The sequence below is a fragment of the Salicibibacter cibi genome, assembly GCF_016495865.1.
In the GTDB taxonomy this organism is placed as follows: Bacteria; Bacillota; Bacilli; order Bacillales; family Marinococcaceae; genus Salicibibacter; species Salicibibacter cibi.
In genome coordinates, this window is record NZ_CP054706.1 from 192,580 (window position 1) to 212,863 (window position 20,284).

A 20,284-nucleotide genomic window follows, 5' to 3' on the forward strand; every position below is an offset into this window, starting at 1 on the left:
TCAAAGGAAGGTGTTTATTGTGTTACAAGAGCAAGACATTATGGATGTCTTAAAACAAATCAAAGATCCCGACCTGAAAAAAAGCATCGTAGAAACTGATGGTGTTCGGGATATTCGTATAAAAGACGGTGACAATGTGAGCTTGAAAATTGCGCTGGCAAAAACGGGGACCGGCGCGCAAATGCAAGTGCAGCAAAACATTGTTTCTGTTGTAAAAGAAGCCGGCGCATCGCAGGTAGGGCTGCGATTTGAGGAACTTTCAAAAGAAGAAACGCAGCAGCATGGGGAGCCGGAGGCGCAAGAAGACGACGACGGTAGTCTTTTGAGTGAAAACAATCCGGTTAACTTTATCGCGGTTGCCAGCGGGAAAGGCGGCGTCGGTAAATCGACGGTTACCGCTAATCTCGCAGTGGCACTTGCTCGCGAAGGGAAGAAAGTGGGCATTATTGACGCGGATATTTACGGTTTCAGTATTCCGGATATGATGGGCATTGAAAACCGCCCAACCGTTGAAGGAGATAAAATACATCCTGTTGAACGCTATGGTGTGAAAGTCATTTCCATGGGTTTCTTCGTTGAAGATAATGCCCCGGTGATTTGGCGCGGTCCTATGCTCGGTAAAATGTTAACCAATTTTTTCAATGAAGTGACGTGGGGAGACTTGGACTACCTCATTTTGGACTTGCCTCCGGGGACGGGCGATATTGCGCTTGATGTCCATTCCATGCTGCCCGAGTCTGATGAGATTATTGTCACGACTCCACACGCGACAGCAGCGTTTGTAGCTGCGCGTGCGGGAGCGATGGCGATTAAAAGCAACCATCGCGTGCTAGGGGTTATTGAGAACATGGCCTATTACGAAAGCAAATCAGGGGAAAAAGAGTATGTCTTCGGCCAGGGTGGCGGCGAACGTCTAAGCGAAGAGCTAAAAGTCGAATTGCTCGGCCAGATCCCGTTGGGACAACCAACCATCGACGATGATGACTTTGCCCCTTCCGTTTATGAAAGAGAGCATCCGATCGGAAAAATGTATGAAAATATCGCGACACATGTTATTGAACGAAAAGAAGGGGCTCGGGTAAAATCGCCGTTTGAATAAATAATGGGAAGGTGAGGCCGACGGTTGCCTCGCCTTCTTATGTTATCCCGGTAGAAAGTGCCGCTTTTCCAGAGATCAGACTTCGGAAGCCGGAAACCGGAAGATCCTGAAAAAAGCTTTTTCCGACCTCTGCTCCCAGAAATCTGATCTCGGTCTATGGGGCGGTTGACACCCTGACCGTCGGGTTTGCACCAAGCGTAGCATCGGACAAATTGGAGCGGAAGAACATGATGGACACTGCTGGAAGCCTTCCATCGTCCCTCAAATTAGGTTTATTCTGTTTTCAGGGACGCAGAGCCTTCCATCGTCCCTCAAATTGAAGTTTATTCTGTTTTCAGGGACGCAGGGCCTTCCATCGTCCCTCAAATTGAGGTTTATTTTATTTTTAGGGACGCAGAGGCCTTCCATCGTCCCCCAAATTGAGGTTTATTTTATTTTCAGGGACGCAGAGGCCTTCCAACGTCCCCCAAATTAGGTTTATTCTGTTTTCAAGGATGCAGAGGCCTTCCATCGTCCCCCAAATTGAAGTTTATTCTATTTTCAGGGACAGCAGAGCCTTCCATCGTCCCTCAAATTGAGGTTTATTCTGTTTTCAAGTACGCAGAGGCTTCCATCGTCCCTCAAATTGAGGTTTATTTTATTTTCAGGGACGCAGAGGCCTTCCAACGTCCCTCAAATTGAGGTTTATTCTGTTTTCAGGGACGCAGAGGCCTTCCAACGTCCCTCAAATTGAGGTTTATTCTATTTTCAGGGACACAGAGGCCTTCCAACGTCCCTCAAATTGAAGTTTATTCTATTTTCAGGGACGCAGGGCCTTCCATCGTCCCTCAAATTGAAGTTTATTCTAATTTCAGGGACGCAGAGGCCTTCCATCGTCCCTCAAATTGAAGTTTATTCTGTTTTCAAGTACGCAGAGGCCTTCCATCGTCCCTCGAATTGAGGTTTATTCTGTTTTCAGGGACGCAGAGGCTTCCATCGTCCCTCAAATTGAAGTTTATTCTGTTTTCAAGTACGCAGTGGAGCCCCCCAGCGCATCCCCTGTTTGAGAAATCCCATTTAAAGGTGCGAAAATCTTAATCCTATTTGTCCATTAAAAGCGTCTTTAACGAGGGTGGCTCCCTAATTCAACCGTGCTGCATTAGTGCTGGCGTTACCACAGGAGTTGGCGGACTTAGATGGCAAAATTTAAAAACCAGTCAGAGGGGGCAAAAAAAGAATCCCCTCCCCTAATGATGGAAGTTTCACCTTAGCCACCGTCGCCACCACTGCCACTTCCGCTATCTTCTTGATTACCGCCGCTATCGCTGCTTTCCTCCTGGGAATCGCCGCCCTGTTGTTGCTGTTCGATTAAGTCGGAAAGCTGTTGTTGGAAATTAGGATTATCAAAGGCTTCTTCGATGGCTGTCTGCATCTCTTCCCGGAACGTTTTGCTTTTCAATAACTTCACGTGTTCTTGTTGCATCTCCGGGTCCTGCATAACTTCCATCATCATCTGTTGATATTCAGGGTCTTTCATTAAGCGTTTTAATATCTCTTCATTTTCTTGTTGCATGCTGTTAGCGACATTTTCTTGAAAGTCAGGTTGCTGCATGACTTCTTGAAAATATTGTTGTCCGTCCTCCGATGTTAACGTCGTCTGCACGGTATCTTGCACAAAATCTTGCTCCATGAGAATGGAAGCTTGCATATCTTCGTCCGATAAAACTTCCTCCAAAGCAGCTTTGCCATCCTCGGTTTTTAGCACATCGGTGACCATTTCCTTTGTATCTTCAAATTCCCGGGATTCGTTCCCGGATGAGCTGTCCTGGCTTTGCAAGGCTGCACAACCGGTCATGAGTAATAAGAGCAAAATGAGAAAAAAAGCCCGCTTTACGCCCAATGCCGTTTCCCCCTTTCTCTATACTACTATGGAGCATTCCGTGACAAATTATGCAACGACTGGTGTTTTGCGCGATCGATTGATACAATCAATGATGGTGGAATTTTAAAGTGGAACTTCCATCAGAGGAGGGATTCCCCTTTGAGGAACGAAATCGGCTAAAACCGTCACGTCCTGTGACAACGCTGATACTAGCCCCGTCCTGGGCGTCGAAACAAATCGGGCGCTTACCACCGGGATAAAGTGAGGATTGATTTTGTGAACTCCAGAAAAGTCGTTTTTTTATTTTTTTCGACGATGCTTGTAGGTGCCTTTGGCGGCGCGCTCGTTGGTACTGTGCTATATGACCCGCTTTTTGCAGAGGGTGGCTTTTGGAATTTTATATTTGGATTTATTTGGTTATTAGGCGTTGGCGCGGCAGTAAGTGCTGTAGCGCAAATGGGTTATTTTGCGTACTTGCTGTTAAACCGGCTTGCTTTATCGCTGTTTAAGACGAAAAGGCTCTGGAACCGGGTACAGCTTTTTTTAATCGCTTTTGTTTTCTTTGATTTGTTCTATTTTCGTTATCTTGCTTATGCAACCGAGGATGAAACGATTTGGGGATATTTGCTCACGCCTACATTATTGCTCATTTTTGCAGCGGTTGTCGCATATTTCAAGCAACGCGAAACCCACCGGGGCGCATTCATCTCCGCATTTTTCTTTATGTATGTCATTACCACGATTGAATGGGTGCCTGCGCTGATTGTTCCTGAAGTGAACGACAGCAGTTGGCTGTGGATTTATCTTGCGCCGTTGTTGTTTGCAAACACCTATCAATTGATGATGCATCATCGTTTGCAACGTAACTAGTGGGTATCGCGGCAATTTGTTCCAGCAATTCATAGAATTTGATGGATAGTGAAAGATCGAACCCTTAGTAGGTTCGATCGCGCTCTTTCATAACTCCTCAAAATCTGTTTCCGCACCGCTCATTAGCGCTTCAACGGAGGTTATATTGTAATTTTCGTTTTGCAGTGCTTCAATAATATTCGGCAAAGCTTCAGCCGTTTGTTTTGCCGAATCGGAAGCGTCAAGCATAATGACATCACCGGGACCGACGCTTTCCATTAAGTTAGCTACGATCCGGTCAACGCCGGGGTTTTGCCAGTCCTTACCGTCTGCTCCCCAATGAATGACGGAATAGCCCATTTGATCGGCTGCTTCCAGCACTTCCGTATCGAATATTCCGGCCGGAGGACGGAAAAATACAGGGGACTCGCCTATTACTTCCTCGATCGTATTATGGCCTTCCCGCATATCCCTGCGCATGTCTTCATTTTCTTGGTCGGGGTATGGCTTAAATTGAAACCCGTAGTTTCCAATGTCATGCCCTTCTTCAAGCATTCGCTCCAGCAATTCCGTATGGCGCTCTGCCCACACACCTGAAACGAAAAAAGCCGCTGTCGTGTCTTTTTCTTGAAGGGTATCCAAAATGGGTTCCACATGCTCCTCGCCCCAACTAACATTAAAGGTGAGCGCGACCTCCCGCTCGTCGGTCTCCGCACTTGAAAAAGCTGATGGCCCTTCCTCTTCGGTGAATACTGCAATAAAAGGTTTTTCCAGCAAAATTAAACAAGCGGCACAAAAAGCAATAGCTGCTATAAAAACGTACTGCGACCCTTTTCTTCTATTAAAAACCCAAAATTGTGCCAATTGTACATCCCCCCTCACAACCAAAATCTATTCGTTATACCTGGGATATATATATGCGAAGAAGGACAAGATATAACTAATGATTCTGTCAAAGAGGGGATAGCAATGTTCGGGATGGCTTTAAAGGAGAAGGAAGCGGAAGAAATCATTTACTTGTTAAAAAAAGAAATGGAGGACGTGTATGAAGATCTTCAAGATCACTCCTTAGAAGGATGTGTGAAGCGTACGATCGAAGAAAAGTATGCACTTTTATTTAGTGTCTACCGGAGGATGGTCCCCTTTTCAGAGAGCATGAAATATGATCTGACGAAAAGATAGATAAAAAAACATAAACCCCCTTGCACAAATTCTGTGTACATGATAAATTAGTAATCCGTTGCAATCAGCCTGGTTGATTCCTTGATTCGGAAGCAAAAAAAAAGCAATCATCGGTATTGACATCAAGGTTGCGCGGTGATATGATAATAGAGTCGCTTTGAAACGCGACGACATCAATTGCCCATTGAAAACTGAATGAAAGCCAAGCGAACGAATGAAGAAATGAAGCCAGTGCTTCCGGCACTCCCCGTGTGGGAAGCGGAACTACTTTTATGGAGAGTTTGATCCTGGCTCAGGACGAACGCTGGCGGCGTGCCTAATACATGCAAGTCGAACGGGCCCCCGAAGGTGCTTGCACCTTCGGGAGGCCAGTGGCGGACGGGTGAGTACCACGTGGGCAACCTGCCATTGAGCTGGGGATAACACCGGGAAACCGGTGCTAATACCGAATAAGTCCTTTTTCGCACCTGCGAAGGAGGAGAAAGGCGGTCTTTAGGAAGGCCGTCGCTCAACGAGGGGCCCGCGGCGCATTAGCTAGTTGGTGGGATAAGGGCTTACCAAGGCGACGATGCGTAGCCGACCTGAGAGGGTGATCGGCCACACTGGGACTGAGACACGGCCCAGACTCCTGCGGGAGGCAGCAGTAGGGAATCATCCGCAATGGGCGCAAGCCTGACGGTGCAACGCCGCGTGAGTGAGGAAGGTTTTCGGATCGTAAAGCTCTGTTGTGAGGGAAGAACAGCTTTTGGAGGAAATGCCGAGAGTATGCCGGTACCTCACCAGAAAGCCACGGCTAACTACGTGCCAGCAGCCGCGGTAATACGTAGGTGGCAAGCGTTGTCCGGAATTATTGGGCGTAAAGGGCACGCAGGCGGTGAGGCAAGTCTGATGTGAAAGGCCGGCGCTTAACGCCGGAATGGCATTGGAAACTGCCTGACTTGAGGACAGAAGAGGAGAGTGGAATTCCACGTGTAGCGGTGAAATGCGTAGAGATGTGGAGGAACACCAGTGGCGAAGGCGACTCTCTGGTCTGTACCTGACGCTGAGGTGCGAAAGCGTGGGGAGCGAACAGGATTAGATACCCTGGTAGTCCACGCCGTAAACGATGAGTGCTAGGTGTTAGGGGTTTCGATACCCGTAGTGCCGAAGCAAACGCAATAAGCACTCCGCCTGGGGAGTACGACCGCAAGGTTGAAACTCAAAGGAATTGACGGGGGCCCGCACAAGCGGTGGAGCATGTGGTTTAATTCGAAGCAACGCGAAGGACCTTACCAGGCCTTGACATCCTCTGATCGCCTTGGAGACAAGGTTTCCCTTTTGGGCAGAGAGACAGGTGGTGCATGGTTGTCGTCAGCTCGTGTCGTGAGATGTTGGGTTAAGTCCCGTAACGAGCGCAACCCTTGAATGTCGTTGCCAGCATTAAGTTGGGCACTCGACATTGACTGCCGGTGACAAACCGGAGGAAGGCGGGGATGACGTCAAATCATCATGCCCCTTATGGCCTGGGCGACACACGTGCTACAATGGACGGTACAACGGGCAGCGAAGCCGCGAGGTGGAGCGAATCCCCGGAAAAGCCGTTCTCAGTTCGGATTGCAGGCTGCAACCCGCCTGCATGAAGCTGGAATCGCTAGTAATCGCGGATCAGCATGCCGCGGTGAATACGTTCCCGGGCCTTGTACACACCGCCCGTCACACCACGAGAGCCGGCAACACCCGAAGTCGGTGAGCGAACCTTAGGGACGCAGCCGCCGAAGGTGGGGCTGGTGATTGGGGTGAAGTCGTAACAAGGTATCCCTACCGGAAGGTGGGGATGGATCACCTCCTTTCTAAGGAGCTATACCGGTCCCTCGGTGAAGGGACCGGAGGCAAACGCTTGGGCTTTCATTCAGTTTTGAGCGGGCAACTGCTCAAGAGACGTTCTTTGAAAACTGAATAACGCGATAAAGCTTGAATGGACACACACCGGGTGTCGAAAAGAAACGAGCGTTTTTTGGAAAGGCCCATGCCTCAAGTGGTTAAACGAGGAAGGGCACACGGTGGATGCCTTGGCACTAGGCGCCGATGAAGGACGGGACGAACACCGATATGCTTCGGGGAGCTGTAAGTATGCGTGGATCCGAAGATGTCCGAATGGGGGAACCCCTTCTCCGTCATGGGAGAAGATCATCTGCCGAAACCATAAGCAGATGAAGGCAAACCCGGCGAACTGAAACATCTTAGTAACCGGAGGAAGAGAAAGCAAACGCGATTTCCTGAGTAGCGGCGAGCGAAACGGAAGCGAGCCCAAACCGGGCGGCAAGTCCGCCCGGGGTTGAAGGACACGCCATACGGAGTGACAAAGGGGCGATGTAGCGGAAGCGACTTGGAACGGTCCGCCACAGAAGGTAAGCGCCCTGTACGCGAAACATCGCCCTCTCCGGCGTGGATCCTGAGTACGGCGGGACACGAGCAACCCCGTCGGAAGCAGGGAGGCCCATCTCCCAAGGCTAAATACGACCTAGTGACCGATAGTGAACCAGTACCGTGAGGGAAAGGTGAAAAGCACCCCGGGAGGGGAGTGAAAGAGAACCTGAAACCGTGTGCCTACAGGTGGTCAAAGCCCATTCATGGGTGATGGCGTGCCTTTTGTAGAATGAACCGGCGAGTGACGATGACGTGCGAGGTTAAGTTGAAGAGACGGAGCCGCAGCGAAAGCGAGTCTGAAACGGGCGCATGAGTATGTCGACGTCGACCCGAAACCGTGTGATCTACCCATGTCCAGGGTGAAGGTCGGGTAACACCGACTGGAGGCCCGAACCCACGTCAGTTGAAAATGACGGGGATGAGGGGTGGGTAGGGGTGAAATGCCAATCGAACACGGAGATAGCTGGTTCTCCCCGAAATAGCTTTAGGGCTAGCCTCGGAGGGAAGAGTCCTGGAGGTAGAGCACGGATTGGATGAGGGGTCCCCACAGGATTACCGAGTTCAGTCAAACTCCGAATGCCAGCGACTTGTTCTCCGGGAGTCAGACGGCGAGTGCTAAGATCCGTCGTCAAGAGGGAAACAACCCGGACCACCGGCTAAGGTCCCCAAGTATGGGTTAAGTGGGAAAGGATGTGGCGTTGCTTAGACAACCAGGATGTTGGCTTAGAAGCAGCCATCATTGAAAGAGTGCGTAATAGCTCACTGGTCGAGTGACGCTGCGCCGAAAATGTAACGGGGCTAAACCCATCACCGAAGCCGTGGCAACTCGAAGAGTTGGGTAGGGGAGCGTTCTGTGTGCCGGGAAGGTTGACCGTGAGGACAGCTGGAGCGCACAGAAGTGAGAATGCCGGTATGAGTAGCGAAAAGAAGGGTGAGAATCCCTTCCGTCGAAAACCTAAGGTTTCCTGAGGAAGGTTCGTCCGCTCAGGGTTAGTCGGGGCCTAAGCCGAGGCCGAAAGGCGTAGGCGATGGATAACTGGTGGAAATTCCAGTACCACCGAAGGCTGTTTGACCGAAGGGGGACGCAGAAAGGAAGGGCGAGCGCGCCGATGGATAGGCGCGTCGAAGCGACCGAGGCTGTTGGGCAGGCAAATCCGCCCAACGCAAAGGCTGAGGCGTGACCGCGAGGGAAATGAAGTACCGAAGTCCCCGCACCTCCGCTGCCGAGAAAAGCCTCTAGGAAGGCCGACGGTGCCCGTACCGCAAACCGACACAGGTAGGTGGGATGAGAATTCTAAGACGCGCGGGAGAACTCTCGTTAAGGAACTCGGCAAAATGACCCCGTAACTTCGGGAGAAGGGGTGCTCTTGCGGGTGCAAGCCTGCGGGAGCCGCAGTGACAAGGCCCAAGCGACTGTTTACCAAAAACACAGGTCTCTGCGAAGTCGAAAGACGAAGTATAGGGGCTGACACCTGCCCGGTGCTGGAAGGTTAAGAGGACGCGTTAGCCCTAGCGGGCGAAGCGCGGAATTGAAGCCCCAGTAAACGGCGGCCGTAACTATAACGGTCCTAAGGTAGCGAAATTCCTTGTCGGGTAAGTTCCGACCCGCACGAAAGGTGCAACGACTTGGGCACTGTCTCAACGAGAGACCCGGTGAAATTATATGACCTGTGAAGATGCAGGTCCCCCGCGACTGGACGGAAAGACCCCATGGAGCTTTACTGTAGCTTGATATTGGGTTTTGATATGGCTTGTACAGGATAGGCAGGAGCCAGGGAAACCGGAGCGCTAGCTTCGGTGGAGGCGCCGGTGGGATACTGCCCTTGCGATATGAAAATCCTAACCTCGAACCGTGAGCCGGTTCAGGGACAGTGTCTGGTGGGCAGTTTGACTGGGGCGGTCGCCTCCTAAATGGTAACGGAGGCGCCCCAAGGTTCCCTCAGAATGGTTGGAAATCATTCGAAGTGTGCAAAGGCAGAAGGGAGCTTGACTGCGAGACGTACTGGTCGAGCAGGGACGAAAGTCGGGCTTAGTGATCCGGCGGCACCGCATGGAAGGGCCGTCGCTCAACGGATAAAAGCTACCCTGGGGATAACAGGCTAATCTCCCCCAAGAGTCCACATCGACGGGGAGGTTTGGCACCTCGATGTCGGCTCATCGCATCCTGGGGCTGAAGTCGGTCCCAAGGGTTGGGCTGTTCGCCCATTAAAGCGGTACGCGAGCTGGGTTCAGAACGTCGTGAGACAGTTCGGTCCCTATCCGTCGCGGGCGCAGGAAATTTGAGAGGAGCTGTCCTTAGTACGAGAGGACCGGGATGGACACACCGCTGGTGTACCAGTTGTTCCGCCAGGAGCATCGCTGGGTAGCTACGTGTGGATCGGATAAGTGCTGAAAGCATCTAAGCACGAAGCCGACCTCAAGATGAGATTTCCCGTGAGACCCCTTAAAGACGATAAGGTAGATAGGTCTGAGGTGGACGCGTGGCGACACGTGAAGCTGACAGATACTAATCGGTCCAATGGTTTATCCACGAATGGGTCATGCACATCCGGCATTCATGCATAAGCGTTATTCAGTTTTGGGAGAATGTCTCCCACGGTCAGGTGGCGATAGCGAAGAGGCCCCACCCGTTCCCATGCCGAACACGGAAGTTAAGCTCTTCAGCGCCGATGGTAATCGGGCGGTAACGCCCCGTGAGCGTAGGACGTCGCCTGGCATTGGTTGGAAAAACACCTGTCGATTCCTCATTCAGGAATTGGCGGGTGTTTTTTTATTAAAGTGCCAAAATATCGCTGTGAATAGACCGAGTTGCCAATGGCGAAGACAACAAAACGGACGCGTCAAGCCCCCTCAGCGCCGGTTTTGCACGAGGAAGTTTGACCGTTCGTCCGCGGAAAGCGAAGCCATGGAAGCGGCATCCCGGCTTTAGCTGATAGCTGCAAGTTGTTCAGCAATCCCTAAGTAAAGAATGATAAATTCGAGATCGGTGGTTTTGTATCATACACTCTTTCTTTGCAATTTACTTTACAGATTTTTATAGGGTTACACACGAATTTTGTGCGAAACATCGTGTTGTTTTACTTTGATCATCAATCGCGCCCCATCGACACTTTAATTATTATAACGGTATCCCCTTATATTCCTTTTACCATAAGAGATCTCCTTTAGACAATAAATTTCAAGGGGGTGTGAAGCTTCGACTTTAACATCGCGGCTTCATTTTAACTTACATTATGCACAGTGACTGTGTACAGCGTAAAGTCCGACGTTCGTTATGTACTCCGGGTCGGGGACTGTTGTACAATAGAAGGAAACAGTCGAGTGTGGTGTTGTTAATGTTCGATAGTGAAAAAATCAAAGAATTTTTACAAGTGGCGAAGGTTTCTAGCCCGGCGTTTGGACCGGGTGGAAACAATTTATCGTATATCACCGATGCGGAGACGGGGCTTCCGCAATTATGGGCGTACGATTTCACAACAAGACGCAAAACGCAAGTGCTCCACACGAATGACCGCGTGATGTTTGTCAAATATCTTCCGGGTTCCGATATACACATTATCGGCATGGATGCAAATGGAAATGAGCGTAAGCAACTGTATATGGTGGATGACCAGCATACCCTTCATCGACTGACTCCTGATGACGACGCGATTTATCAGTATGGCGGAGCATCTTCGGATGGCCGTTGGATTGCTTGGGCGAGTAACGAAAGGCACCCGGCCTGTTATGATCTTTATATTGCCGAAATTGAAACAGGAAACATTCACAAGGTTTACGAGAGCAATGCTGCGACGTATCATATTATGGCTTGGCATCCGGACGGCAAACATTTACTTGTGCAGAAAAAGTTCACAAATCTTTATAATTGTATCGGTTTATTGGATATAGCCGGTGGTAACATTAAATGGATCACGCCCCAACAGATACATGCCGCCTACACGAACCCTAGGTTTAGTATGGACGGAAACACGCTTTATGTTTTAAGTAATCAGGATCGGGAGTTTAAGTCACTAGCCCAAATTGACATGGAGAGCTTTGAGTTTACGTGGTTAAGCGAACATGATTGGGATGCAGGGAATTTGACGATGGACCAAAAGGGAACGAAACTCGCGTATACGACGAATGAAGCAGGCAGTTACCGAGGTTGGCTGTATGACTTGGAAGACGATCGTATTGTTGATTGGGAAGTCGGAATGGGAACGATCGAGGGTTTAACGTTTAATGCTGACGGATCGAAACTTGCGTTTGTTTTCAATGGACCGACGTCAACCGCAGACCTTTGGACGTTGGAAACCAATCGTTTAGAAATAAACAGGCTTTACTGTACATCAACAACTTCGTCTTTTGAAGAAAAGCTCCGAAAGCCAGATCTTTATAAAATCCATTCATTTGATGGTCTTGAGGTTCCTTCTTTTCTTTATAACCCGGAGATTCTTGATGAGCAAGCTCCGTTGGCATTTTGGGTGCACGGCGGTCCGGAAAGCCAGACGAAAGCGGAATATCACCCTGTTATTCAATGTTTGGTTCACCTCGGCTATATCGTCTGCGCTCCCAATGTTCGCGGTAGCCGCGGCTACGGACGGACGTATATTCATTTGGACGACGTTCGTAAACGAATGGATTCGGTCCAAGATCTAGTTGAGATCGCAAATACTTTGAAAAAAGAACCGGAGGTCGATGAAAATCAGGTGGCCGTCATCGGACGCAGTTATGGCGGATTCATGGTGCTTGCTTCGATCACTCATCATCCGGATGTATTCGATGCCGGTATCGCACTTGTCGGTATTTCCAGTTTCCGCACGTTCCTTGAGAACACAGGACCCTGGCGTCGAAAACTGCGTGAAATCGAGTACGGGACGATTGAAGAAAACGATGCATTTTTTGATCAAATCGATCCCATTCATTATACCGATCGTATTACCGCACCGTTACTCGTTTCTCATGGTGCCAATGATCCACGGGTTCCGATCGCGGAAACCGAGCAAATGATCGCTGACCTCAAGAAAAGAAATCATCCTGTCGATTATATCCGTTTTGAGGATGAAGGCCACGGGATCGTGAAAATGAAAAATCAAATAACGGCGTATACAGCAATGGTTGATTTTTTAGATACCCATTTGAAATAGAGAGAGGTGGCCAAACTGCGGTCGCCTCTCTTTTTTCATCAAACGTTTAATTAAATAAAACAAAAGTAACAGATAGACTTGCCGTTTATACATAAATAAAGTAAAATATGGGCAAAAAGAAGGATGAAGGTGAACATTATGGGCAGAAAACATTTTCGTTTTGGAATTCGCAGAAAATTAATTTTGGGTGTGACCGGGATATCATTTATTACATATGGTGTAAGTGCGATTTTTATTTTTTTTCTATCTGATTTCTTCATGGCTCAATTTGGCATTTCCGAAGATGGAATGATATTAGCTGTTCTTCTGCTTGGGTTGATTTGGAGTGCGGTATTTGCTTTTCTGCTCGCGCCGGTCATTACAAAACCGATCGCCCGAGTGACGCATGCTACGAGGGTGACAGCTGACGGAAACATTCAAACAGAAATTCCCGTAACTAAGTCCGACGATGAACTGCGGGAACTTGCCCTTGCTTTTAATAAAATGAACCAAAACCTTCGGACGATCGTTCAAGAGATCGATCAACATTCAACACATACCCACACACAAGCAGATGAGCTATCATCGTCGTCGCAAGAAGCTGCGAGTCGTTCGGAAGAGATCACTGACACCGTGGGTGAGATAGCAAGTGGAGCTGAGAATACGGCACAAGCAATCCAGTCCATCGCCGAATCGATGGAAGATATGACGAAAATCGCGGATAATGTTCACGATCGAGCGACTTCTTCAAAAGAAGCATCGACGGAAATGGTGACAATACTAAAGAAAAGCCGTGAGAATACACTTTCTCTTTGGGATGGCATCAATGAAATTGAAAACAGAAGCGAGCAATCATTGGAAGCGATGGGAAAACTTGAAGAAGGGGCACGGAAAGTCGAGGAAATTATAAATCTGGTCGGGGACATTGCAGACCAGACGAATTTACTTGCCTTGAATGCTTCCATTGAGGCGGCAAGGGCCGGAGAACATGGCAGAGGGTTCGCCGTGGTTGCTAATGAAGTCAGAAAACTCGCGGATGAAAGTTCGGACGCTGTTCAAAACATAACATCGCTGATTAAAAACATTCAAACTGATGTAAGCCGGGTCGCGAAAGAGATTCAAACACAAGTGGATGTATCGGGGAGCGAAGCTTCTAAAGGAAAAAACACAAAACATGTGATTGATCAGCTCGTATCTTCCTGTACCGATGTCGCAAAAACCGTTGATACGATCACCCGACTCGTCGGACAGCAAAGAGAAACGATTCAACAGACGTCCCATCAGTCACAGGAAGTGGCGGCGATTGCAGAGGAAACATCCGCAGGTGCCCAACAAGTGACGGCAACAAGTGAATCGCAAAGCACGATGATTACCGCAGGGGCAGAAGCGGCATCCACGTTAACGAAGCAAGCAGATGATTTGCGAAAGACCATTGCCAAATTCTCGGCTTAACCTCCGTGGGTTAGATATCGGATGCCGGGAGCCAGATGGAAGTTCAATTTATAACCTCGGGATATTGTCCATTACGAAGAGAGATGTTATTCTTCTTAAGGAGGAATACTCGCAAAACGTCGAAACGCGACAAGGGAATATCAGGAGGTTATTGGATGTCTAAAGTACTTGTGACCGGCCATAAAAATCCGGATACAGACTCGATTTCTTCGGCCATTGCTTATGCCTATTTGAAAAAACAACTAGGTGTTCATGCACAACCGGTTCGAATCGGTAATGTAAATAAAGAAACGGCATATGCCCTTCATTATTTTCAAGTTGAACCGCCTGTTTTTGCTGACGAGGATGTTCGAAAGGGTGTTGAGGAAATCATTCTCGTTGATCATAATGAGGCTCAACAAAGCATAGACGACAGGGAAAATTTTAGAGTCATCGAGGTGATTGACCATCACCGCATCGCTAACTTTGAAACGATGGCCCCTCTCTACTACCGCGCGGAACCTGTGGGTGTACGGCCACGATCTTGTTGAAATTATTTAAGGAGAACAATGTGGATATCCCGAAAGATTTGGCAGGGCTTATGATGTCTGCGATCATTTCCGATTCATTGTTGTTCAAATCACCGACTTGCACGAATGAAGATGTTCAAGCTGCCAAAGAACTGGCGAGCATTGCAGATGCAGATTTGGAAAGCTATGGATTGGAAATGCTCAAAGCCGGTGCCGACATGAGCGATAAAACGCCGGATGACTTATTAGCTATGGATGCAAAAACATTCGATGTCGGACCTAACAAGCTGGAAATTGCACAAGTCAACACGGTTGATGTAGAAGATGTGCTTGAAAATAAAGATCTAATTTCCGATAGAATGGATGAAATCATCCGGGAAAAACAATTATCGGTTTTCATGTTCGTGATTACCGATATTCTTAATAGTGATTCCACTATCGTCGCCAGAGGTGATGATAGCGATAAAGTGGAATGTGCTTTTGATGTAAGCCTTAATGATGACACTGCTGTGTTAAAAGGGGTTGTTTCCCGAAAAAAACAGATTGCTCCCGTATTGATGAAGGAATTCTCGGCCAAGACAAATGCTTAATGTGTTGAAGCAAAGCAAACCGCTCTGTATAGGAAACAGGGCGGTTTGCTTTTAATAAAGGATTCGCCATAAGTAAAAGGTTGCGTACGTTTCCCAGCCTTTCCAATTTTCGGCGTATTGACGGATTTCTGCTTTGGTGGGTTTCTCGTCGTATCCGAGCATAAGTTTGATAGCGTTTTGCAACCCGACATCGTCGATGGGAAAAGCGGATGGGTAACGTAAACAGCGCATGAGCACGTAATTGGCTGTCCAGGGGCCAATGCCGCGAATGCTCACGAGCATCCTTTCAGCTGTGTTAAAGTCTGCTTCAAGCAATTTTTCCTTTGATAACTCACTGTTGGTGATGAGTTGGGCTACGTTGATAAGGTATTCGGCTTTTTTCTTTGTCATTTTTAAACGTGCCAAATCTTCGACCTCAAGTTGTGCGATGTTTTCCGGACGAGGGAAAAGCCAATCATTATTCACTTTCTCCCCGAATGCTTCTACAAAACGGCGTTTTAGCGTATAGGCGAAAGAAAGGTTGATTTGCTGCCCTAAAATTCCCCACGCGATGGCTTCGAATAAATCGGGAAGTCCAACGTTTCTTAACCCATAAAATTGGGCCGTAGGTGCATACAATAACGGATCGTCTTTCGCGAGCTGATAAAACGGCTCTAGGTTTGTGTCCATATCGAACCATTCCCATATATAATGGGCAGCTTCTTCTCGGTCTTTTTTGTTTTGTGGAGTGGTCTCCGACGAGAAGCGGATCTCGAGTATCCGGTCGTTCTCCGCGCTGATCTCAACGAGGACGGTTTTATTTTGCAACGCCAATGCCCGGTGAATCTTTCCATCGATGATGTCAAACATACATTCATCGGCTGATCGTGCCAGATAGCCGAGGTTTTCTTTGAAACTAAATGCTTTCGGTGCAAGAATTCGCAAAGTTTCGTTGTGATCTTCCCAGTGCATGGCTATCCTCCCGTTTCAATATGTTGCTATTATGACTGTATAATGTTCATTGATCAATGTTTAGCGGTTATAATAAGACATGAGGACGGGATGAAAATTTCACATATGAATTGGACTGCGATTGTTGATGATTAACGACCGCACGCCCGTTTCTTTAGTGACGAGAAGTTCAATGGAGATGAAGCGCAATGCAAAGCGAACTGCTTTATAAATACCCAAAGACAATCCTCAATAAAGGGACCGGATTTTTGTCCGGGTACACCCATTCGTTAAACCCTTATACGGGCTGTGCCTACGGCTGTTCTTTTTGCTACGTTCGGCAGATGCCTGTTTCCACATTCCGTGAAGGGGAGTGGGGCAGGTGGGTCGATGTAAAAAAAGGGGCGGCGGACCTTTTGCAAAAAGAACTGACGCGTGCCAAGAAAAAGGGCAAAGTTACCATCTTTATGTCCTCCAGTACCGATCCTTATCAACCGGTCGAGCATGAAGAACGCATTACACGATCGCTTCTTGAGGTAATGGCCGAAGATCCGCCGGATTTTCTGTTTGTCCAGACGAGAAGTCCAATGGCGCGCAGGGATATTGATTTATTTTTACGGCTGAAAAATAAAATACGCGTCAGCATGACGATTGAAACAGACCGCGAAGAGATTCGCAAGCACTTTACACCCGATGCGCCGGCGATTCGCGGCCGTTTAAAAACATTGCAATTGCTGAAGGAAGCGGGTGTGCCGGCCCAGGCGACCATTGCGCCGCTTTTGCCAAGCAGTCGGTCGTTCCCGGATCTATTGCGGGAATATGTGGCCCGCGTTTGCATTGATGATTTTTTTATGGGTGACGGCAGCGGAGGACGACGTACCGAAAACTTGGGCATTCGGGAAAAATATGAAGAACTGGGCTTGGAAAAATGGTACGACCCGGTCGCCTATCAAAAACTAATGAGAAGGTTTCAGCGTGTTTTTCCTGACGAGCAGATCTATGTCAACCGGGATGGGTTTATGCCATAATGAATTTGGCCGCTAAACGTGCGGTACGCACCTATCGCGTTTGCCATCAACAAGAAAGGAGCCCCTTATGCCACATCTTTTTTCACCATTATCCATTAAAAATATCACGTTGCGAAACAGAATTGGCGTTTCACCGATGTGCCAATATAGTGCCGAGGATGGTTTTCCTAACGATTGGCACCTCGTTCATCTCGGTTCCCGTGCGATAGGCGGTGCGGGACTTGTGATTGCCGAGGCTTCGGCAGTAGAAGCGCGAGGACGAATCTCTGCCGAGGATTTGGGCATTTATACTGATCAACATATTGAAGCTTTTCAAAGGTTGACCCGATTCATCAAAGAACAGGGAGCAGTTCCGGGTATTCAGCTAGCGCATGCGGGGAGAAAAGCATCGACGTATGCACCATGGAAGCAAAAAGATTACGGCGTGAATCTTCCCGATGATCAAGGGGTTGGGAGGTTGTCGGCCCAAGTGCCGTTCGGTTTTCCGAAAAACACCGGACACCGCGAGAGCTATCTGTAGAAACGATTCATGAGATTCAGGACGCGTTTCGCCAAGCAACGGTTAGAGCCAGGGAGGCTGGTTTTCAATGGATAGAGTTTCACGCTGCTCACGGTTATTTAGCGCATAGTTTTTATTCCCCGCTCGCGAATGAGCGCACCGATGAATATGGCGGCAGTTTTGAAGATCGCATTCGTTTCACCTTGGAAACAGCGCGAATCATGCGACAAGAATGGCCGGACGATTTGCCGTTCACTGTCCGTATTTCCAGTTCTGATTGGGTCGATGGCGGTTGGACACTAGATGATTCCATTGAACTGTCGAAACGCTTAAAAGCAGAAGGCGTAGACCTTATCGATTGTAGTTCCGGCGGGAACACGCCCAATCCAAACATTGATGTCGGTCCGGGGTATCAAGTTGCTTTTGCCGAAAAAATCCGGCAAGCTGCCGATATCCGAACAGCCGCCGTCGGCTTGATTAACGAGGGGATGCAAGCGGATGATCATATCCGTAACGGCCGGGCTGACCTCGTACTGATGGCGCGGGAAATGTTAAGGGATCCCTATTTCCCATACAGGGCGGCGCAAGCTGTCCATCAAACCGATAAATTGGATATACCATCGCAATATGAACGAGGATGGATTTAAGAGAAACCCGCGTAAACGTGCGCGGGTGTTGTCTTCCTGGTATACTATATAGAAATCTATGAAAGGACGGATGCCATGATAGTAAGAGAACGTGAACCGTCTTACGAATTAAAAATTTTGCGATTATTGAATCCACGCATGACTTTGCCGGATAAACAGTATTATTTAAATCTGGAAAAGGGATTTGAAGGCGAACGGCAACTGGATGTTTGGCTGGAAGACTTAACGAATGATTGCCTAATCGTCAATGACTTATTACTCAAGCATAAACAACAGCTTTTCCAAATCGACACACTGCTTATTTTTTCTAACAAGATCTATCTTTTTAATGGGAAATATTATGAAGGTGATTATTATACGGACCAAGACACGTGGTATATAATGCCTGGCAAAGAAATCAACGATCCGTTGCTGCAGTTAAAACGAAGCGACTATCTTCTCCGCCAATTGCTTCAACGCCTCAAACTGAACTTTCTCCCGGTTGAACCCCTCCTTATTTTTAACAACCCTGCATTTATGCTCTACAATGCCCCCTCCAATCTACCGGCTGTTTTTTCACCCCAACTTCAACGCTATATGAAAAAATTGAACAACGAACCATCAAAGATCAACCGCAAACACGAGCATCTAGCTGAAAAGTTAGTGTCCCTACATGAAAAGGAGTCCCCGCATACCGAGCTTCCGGATTATGACTTTGATCGATTGGCGAAAGGAGTGGTATGTGTTGAGTGTGGCGCGATGATGGTTCATAGAGGGAAAAGTTTTGGTTGCGAACGTTGCGGCTACGTCGAAAAGGTTAAATCCGGGATTATTCGGAGTGCAGAAGATTACAAAGTCCTTTTTCCGGATAGCAAAATAACCACGCCTGTCATCCGTGAATGGTGCGCCCTCCGTGGTGATAAGAAAATGGTAATAAAAGCCCTCGGCGAGCGTTTCAAACTCGTCAGAAATGGGCGGCATTCATACTATACGGATTGAGTTCACCAAGGCAATCTTTTAGGGACAGCTCCATCGTCCCTGGAAATGGGAGAAAGCGGAAAAATGCGGACGGAAGAGCTGGCCAGCGTCCCCGAAAAGAACGGAAGAGCTATCCCCGAAAATGAGAGAAGGCCGAAAAAGACGAACGGAAGAGCCATCCAGCGTCCCCGAAAATGAGAGAAGGCCGAAAAAGACGAACGGAAGAGCCATCCAGCGTCCCCGAAAATGAGAGAAGGCCGAAAAAGACGACGGAAGAGCTCCAGCGTCCCCGAAAATGAGAGAAGGCCGAAAAAGACGAACGGAAGAGCCATCCAGCGTCCCCGAAAATGAGAGAAGGCCGAAAAAGACGGACGGAAGAGCCATCCAGCGTCCCCGAAAATGAGAGAAGGCCGAAAAAGACGAACGGAAGAGGCAGCCAGCGTCCGCGAGAAAGGAAGAAAGCCGAAAAAGACGGACGCAAGGCACCCTCGCGTCCCCTCCCCCGTTACCTCGGCCGCGCCTCAGCGACGAACTTCCTCGCGTGTGCGGTTAAGCCTTCCCAATCCCGGGCCAAAATCAAGTTTTTATCCAGCAATGAACCGCCCGCACCTACGGCAACGGCACCGGCGCGTATATAATCGGCAATATTACCGAGGTCAATGCCCCCCGTGGGCATCATTGGAATATGGCCGAGTGGGCCTTGCAATGCTTTTATAAAAGCGGGACCTACAGCATCAGCCGGAAATACTTTTACGAGGTCAGCCCCCAATTTTTTGCTTGCAATGCTTCTGTTGGCGTGAAGATCCCCGGGATGACGATCGTATTGTACCGATTGCTTGCCTCAATGGTCGCCTGGTCAAGCGTCGGGGCAAAAATAAACTCAGCGCCCGCTTGAATCGCCTGGACAGCGGTTTCTTGATCCAAGACCGTGCCCGCCCCGACAACCGCTCTGTCCCCCAAACGTTCGCGGAGTTCGCGAATGGAATCGAATGCATCATCCGAGTCAACGGTAATTTCCAGTCCGGTGACACCTCCGGCAACGAGTGCATCGGCAATGTGATGAATATGTTCACTTGGCAATCGGCGCATAACGGCAACAACGCCGGACTCGAGTAATTGCGGCAACTTTGTTTTCATCGAAAAAATGCTCCTTTTTTTAGCGACTTACAT

10 protein-coding genes, 3 rRNA genes and 3 pseudogenes are annotated in these 20,284 nt (G+C 48.7%); 12 read left to right on the forward strand and 4 right to left on the reverse strand.

The window, feature by feature from the left end; genetic code table 11:
- Window positions 1–19 precede the first annotated feature (19 nt).
- The gene (locus HUG20_RS01010; protein WP_200087017.1) at window positions 20–1,099 is read left to right on the forward strand and encodes an Mrp/NBP35 family ATP-binding protein; all 1,080 of its coding nucleotides are present in this window, start codon (window positions 20–22) and stop codon (window positions 1,097–1,099) included.
- 1,246 nt (window positions 1,100–2,345) lie between these two features.
- On the opposite strand, the gene gerD is transcribed toward HUG20_RS01010, so the two are convergent.
- Window positions 2,346–2,978 carry a spore germination lipoprotein GerD gene (gerD, locus tag HUG20_RS01015; RefSeq protein WP_200087019.1) on the reverse strand — a complete coding sequence of 211 codons (633 nt, stop codon included), beginning with the start codon at window positions 2,976–2,978 and terminating at the stop codon, window positions 2,346–2,348.
- Window positions 2,979–3,236: 258 nt separating this feature from the next.
- On the opposite strand from gerD, the gene HUG20_RS01020 reads away from it, so the two are divergent.
- Complete coding sequence (locus HUG20_RS01020) at window positions 3,237–3,830, forward strand: KinB-signaling pathway activation protein (RefSeq protein WP_200087021.1); 594 nt, start codon at window positions 3,237–3,239, stop codon at window positions 3,828–3,830.
- An 87-nt stretch (window positions 3,831–3,917) separates the two neighbouring features.
- Here the strand turns inward: HUG20_RS01020 and HUG20_RS01025 are convergent, their stop codons facing one another.
- A complete protein-coding gene (locus HUG20_RS01025; RefSeq protein ID WP_200087029.1) occupies window positions 3,918–4,673 on the reverse strand; it encodes a polysaccharide deacetylase family protein in 756 nt (251 codons plus the stop codon).
- A 105-nt stretch (window positions 4,674–4,778) separates the two neighbouring features.
- Here HUG20_RS01025 and HUG20_RS01030 point away from each other — a divergent pair, with 105 nt between their 5' ends.
- From HUG20_RS01030 to HUG20_RS01060, 7 genes and pseudogenes are all read left to right on the forward strand, one after another.
- On the forward strand, window positions 4,779–4,991 hold the full coding sequence (locus HUG20_RS01030; protein WP_200087031.1) for a hypothetical protein: 213 nt from the start codon (window positions 4,779–4,781) through the stop codon (window positions 4,989–4,991).
- Window positions 4,992–5,260: 269 nt separating this feature from the next.
- Window positions 5,261–6,820 (forward strand): 16S ribosomal RNA (locus HUG20_RS01035).
- Between the two features lie 187 nt (window positions 6,821–7,007).
- A 23S ribosomal RNA gene (locus HUG20_RS01040) occupies window positions 7,008–9,928 on the forward strand.
- Window positions 9,929–9,996: 68 nt separating this feature from the next.
- Window positions 9,997–10,113: ribosomal RNA gene (gene rrf / locus HUG20_RS01045) — 5S ribosomal RNA — on the forward strand.
- The 16S, 23S and 5S rRNA genes sit together here, the layout of an rRNA operon.
- Window positions 10,114–10,732: 619 nt before the next feature.
- The gene (locus HUG20_RS01050; protein ID WP_200087033.1) at window positions 10,733–12,523 is read left to right on the forward strand and encodes an alpha/beta hydrolase family protein; all 1,791 of its coding nucleotides are present in this window, start codon (window positions 10,733–10,735) and stop codon (window positions 12,521–12,523) included.
- 138 nt (window positions 12,524–12,661) lie between these two features.
- Window positions 12,662–13,954, forward strand: a complete 1,293-nt coding sequence (locus HUG20_RS01055; RefSeq protein ID WP_200087035.1) for a methyl-accepting chemotaxis protein — start codon at window positions 12,662–12,664, stop codon at window positions 13,952–13,954.
- A gap of 155 nt (window positions 13,955–14,109) precedes the next feature.
- Window positions 14,110–15,053 (forward strand): annotated as a pseudogene (locus tag HUG20_RS01060) (manganese-dependent inorganic pyrophosphatase).
- Window positions 15,054–15,104: 51 nt separating this feature from the next.
- Here the strand turns inward: HUG20_RS01060 and HUG20_RS01065 are convergent.
- Entirely contained in the window at window positions 15,105–16,004 is a 900-nt protein-coding gene (locus tag HUG20_RS01065) for a DNA-3-methyladenine glycosylase family protein (protein WP_200087037.1), read from the reverse strand.
- Window positions 16,005–16,192: 188 nt separating this feature from the next.
- Between HUG20_RS01065 and HUG20_RS01070 the strand changes: the two genes are divergently transcribed.
- From HUG20_RS01070 to HUG20_RS01080, 3 genes and pseudogenes are all read left to right on the forward strand, one after another.
- Window positions 16,193–17,011 carry an SPL family radical SAM protein gene (locus tag HUG20_RS01070; protein ID WP_200087045.1) on the forward strand — a complete coding sequence of 273 codons (819 nt, stop codon included), beginning with the start codon at window positions 16,193–16,195 and terminating at the stop codon, window positions 17,009–17,011.
- Window positions 17,012–17,078: 67 nt separating this feature from the next.
- Window positions 17,079–18,157, forward strand: a pseudogene (locus HUG20_RS01075) (NADH:flavin oxidoreductase/NADH oxidase).
- A 75-nt stretch (window positions 18,158–18,232) separates the two neighbouring features.
- Window positions 18,233–19,135: a nuclease-related domain-containing protein gene (locus HUG20_RS01080; protein ID WP_200087047.1), complete on the forward strand. Its 903-nt coding sequence runs from the start codon at window positions 18,233–18,235 to the stop codon at window positions 19,133–19,135.
- 484 nt (window positions 19,136–19,619) lie between these two features.
- On the opposite strand, the pseudogene HUG20_RS19855 reads toward HUG20_RS01080, so the two are convergent.
- Window positions 19,620–20,251: pseudogene (locus HUG20_RS19855) on the reverse strand (bifunctional 4-hydroxy-2-oxoglutarate aldolase/2-dehydro-3-deoxy-phosphogluconate aldolase).
- Window positions 20,252–20,284: the final 33 nt, after the last annotated feature.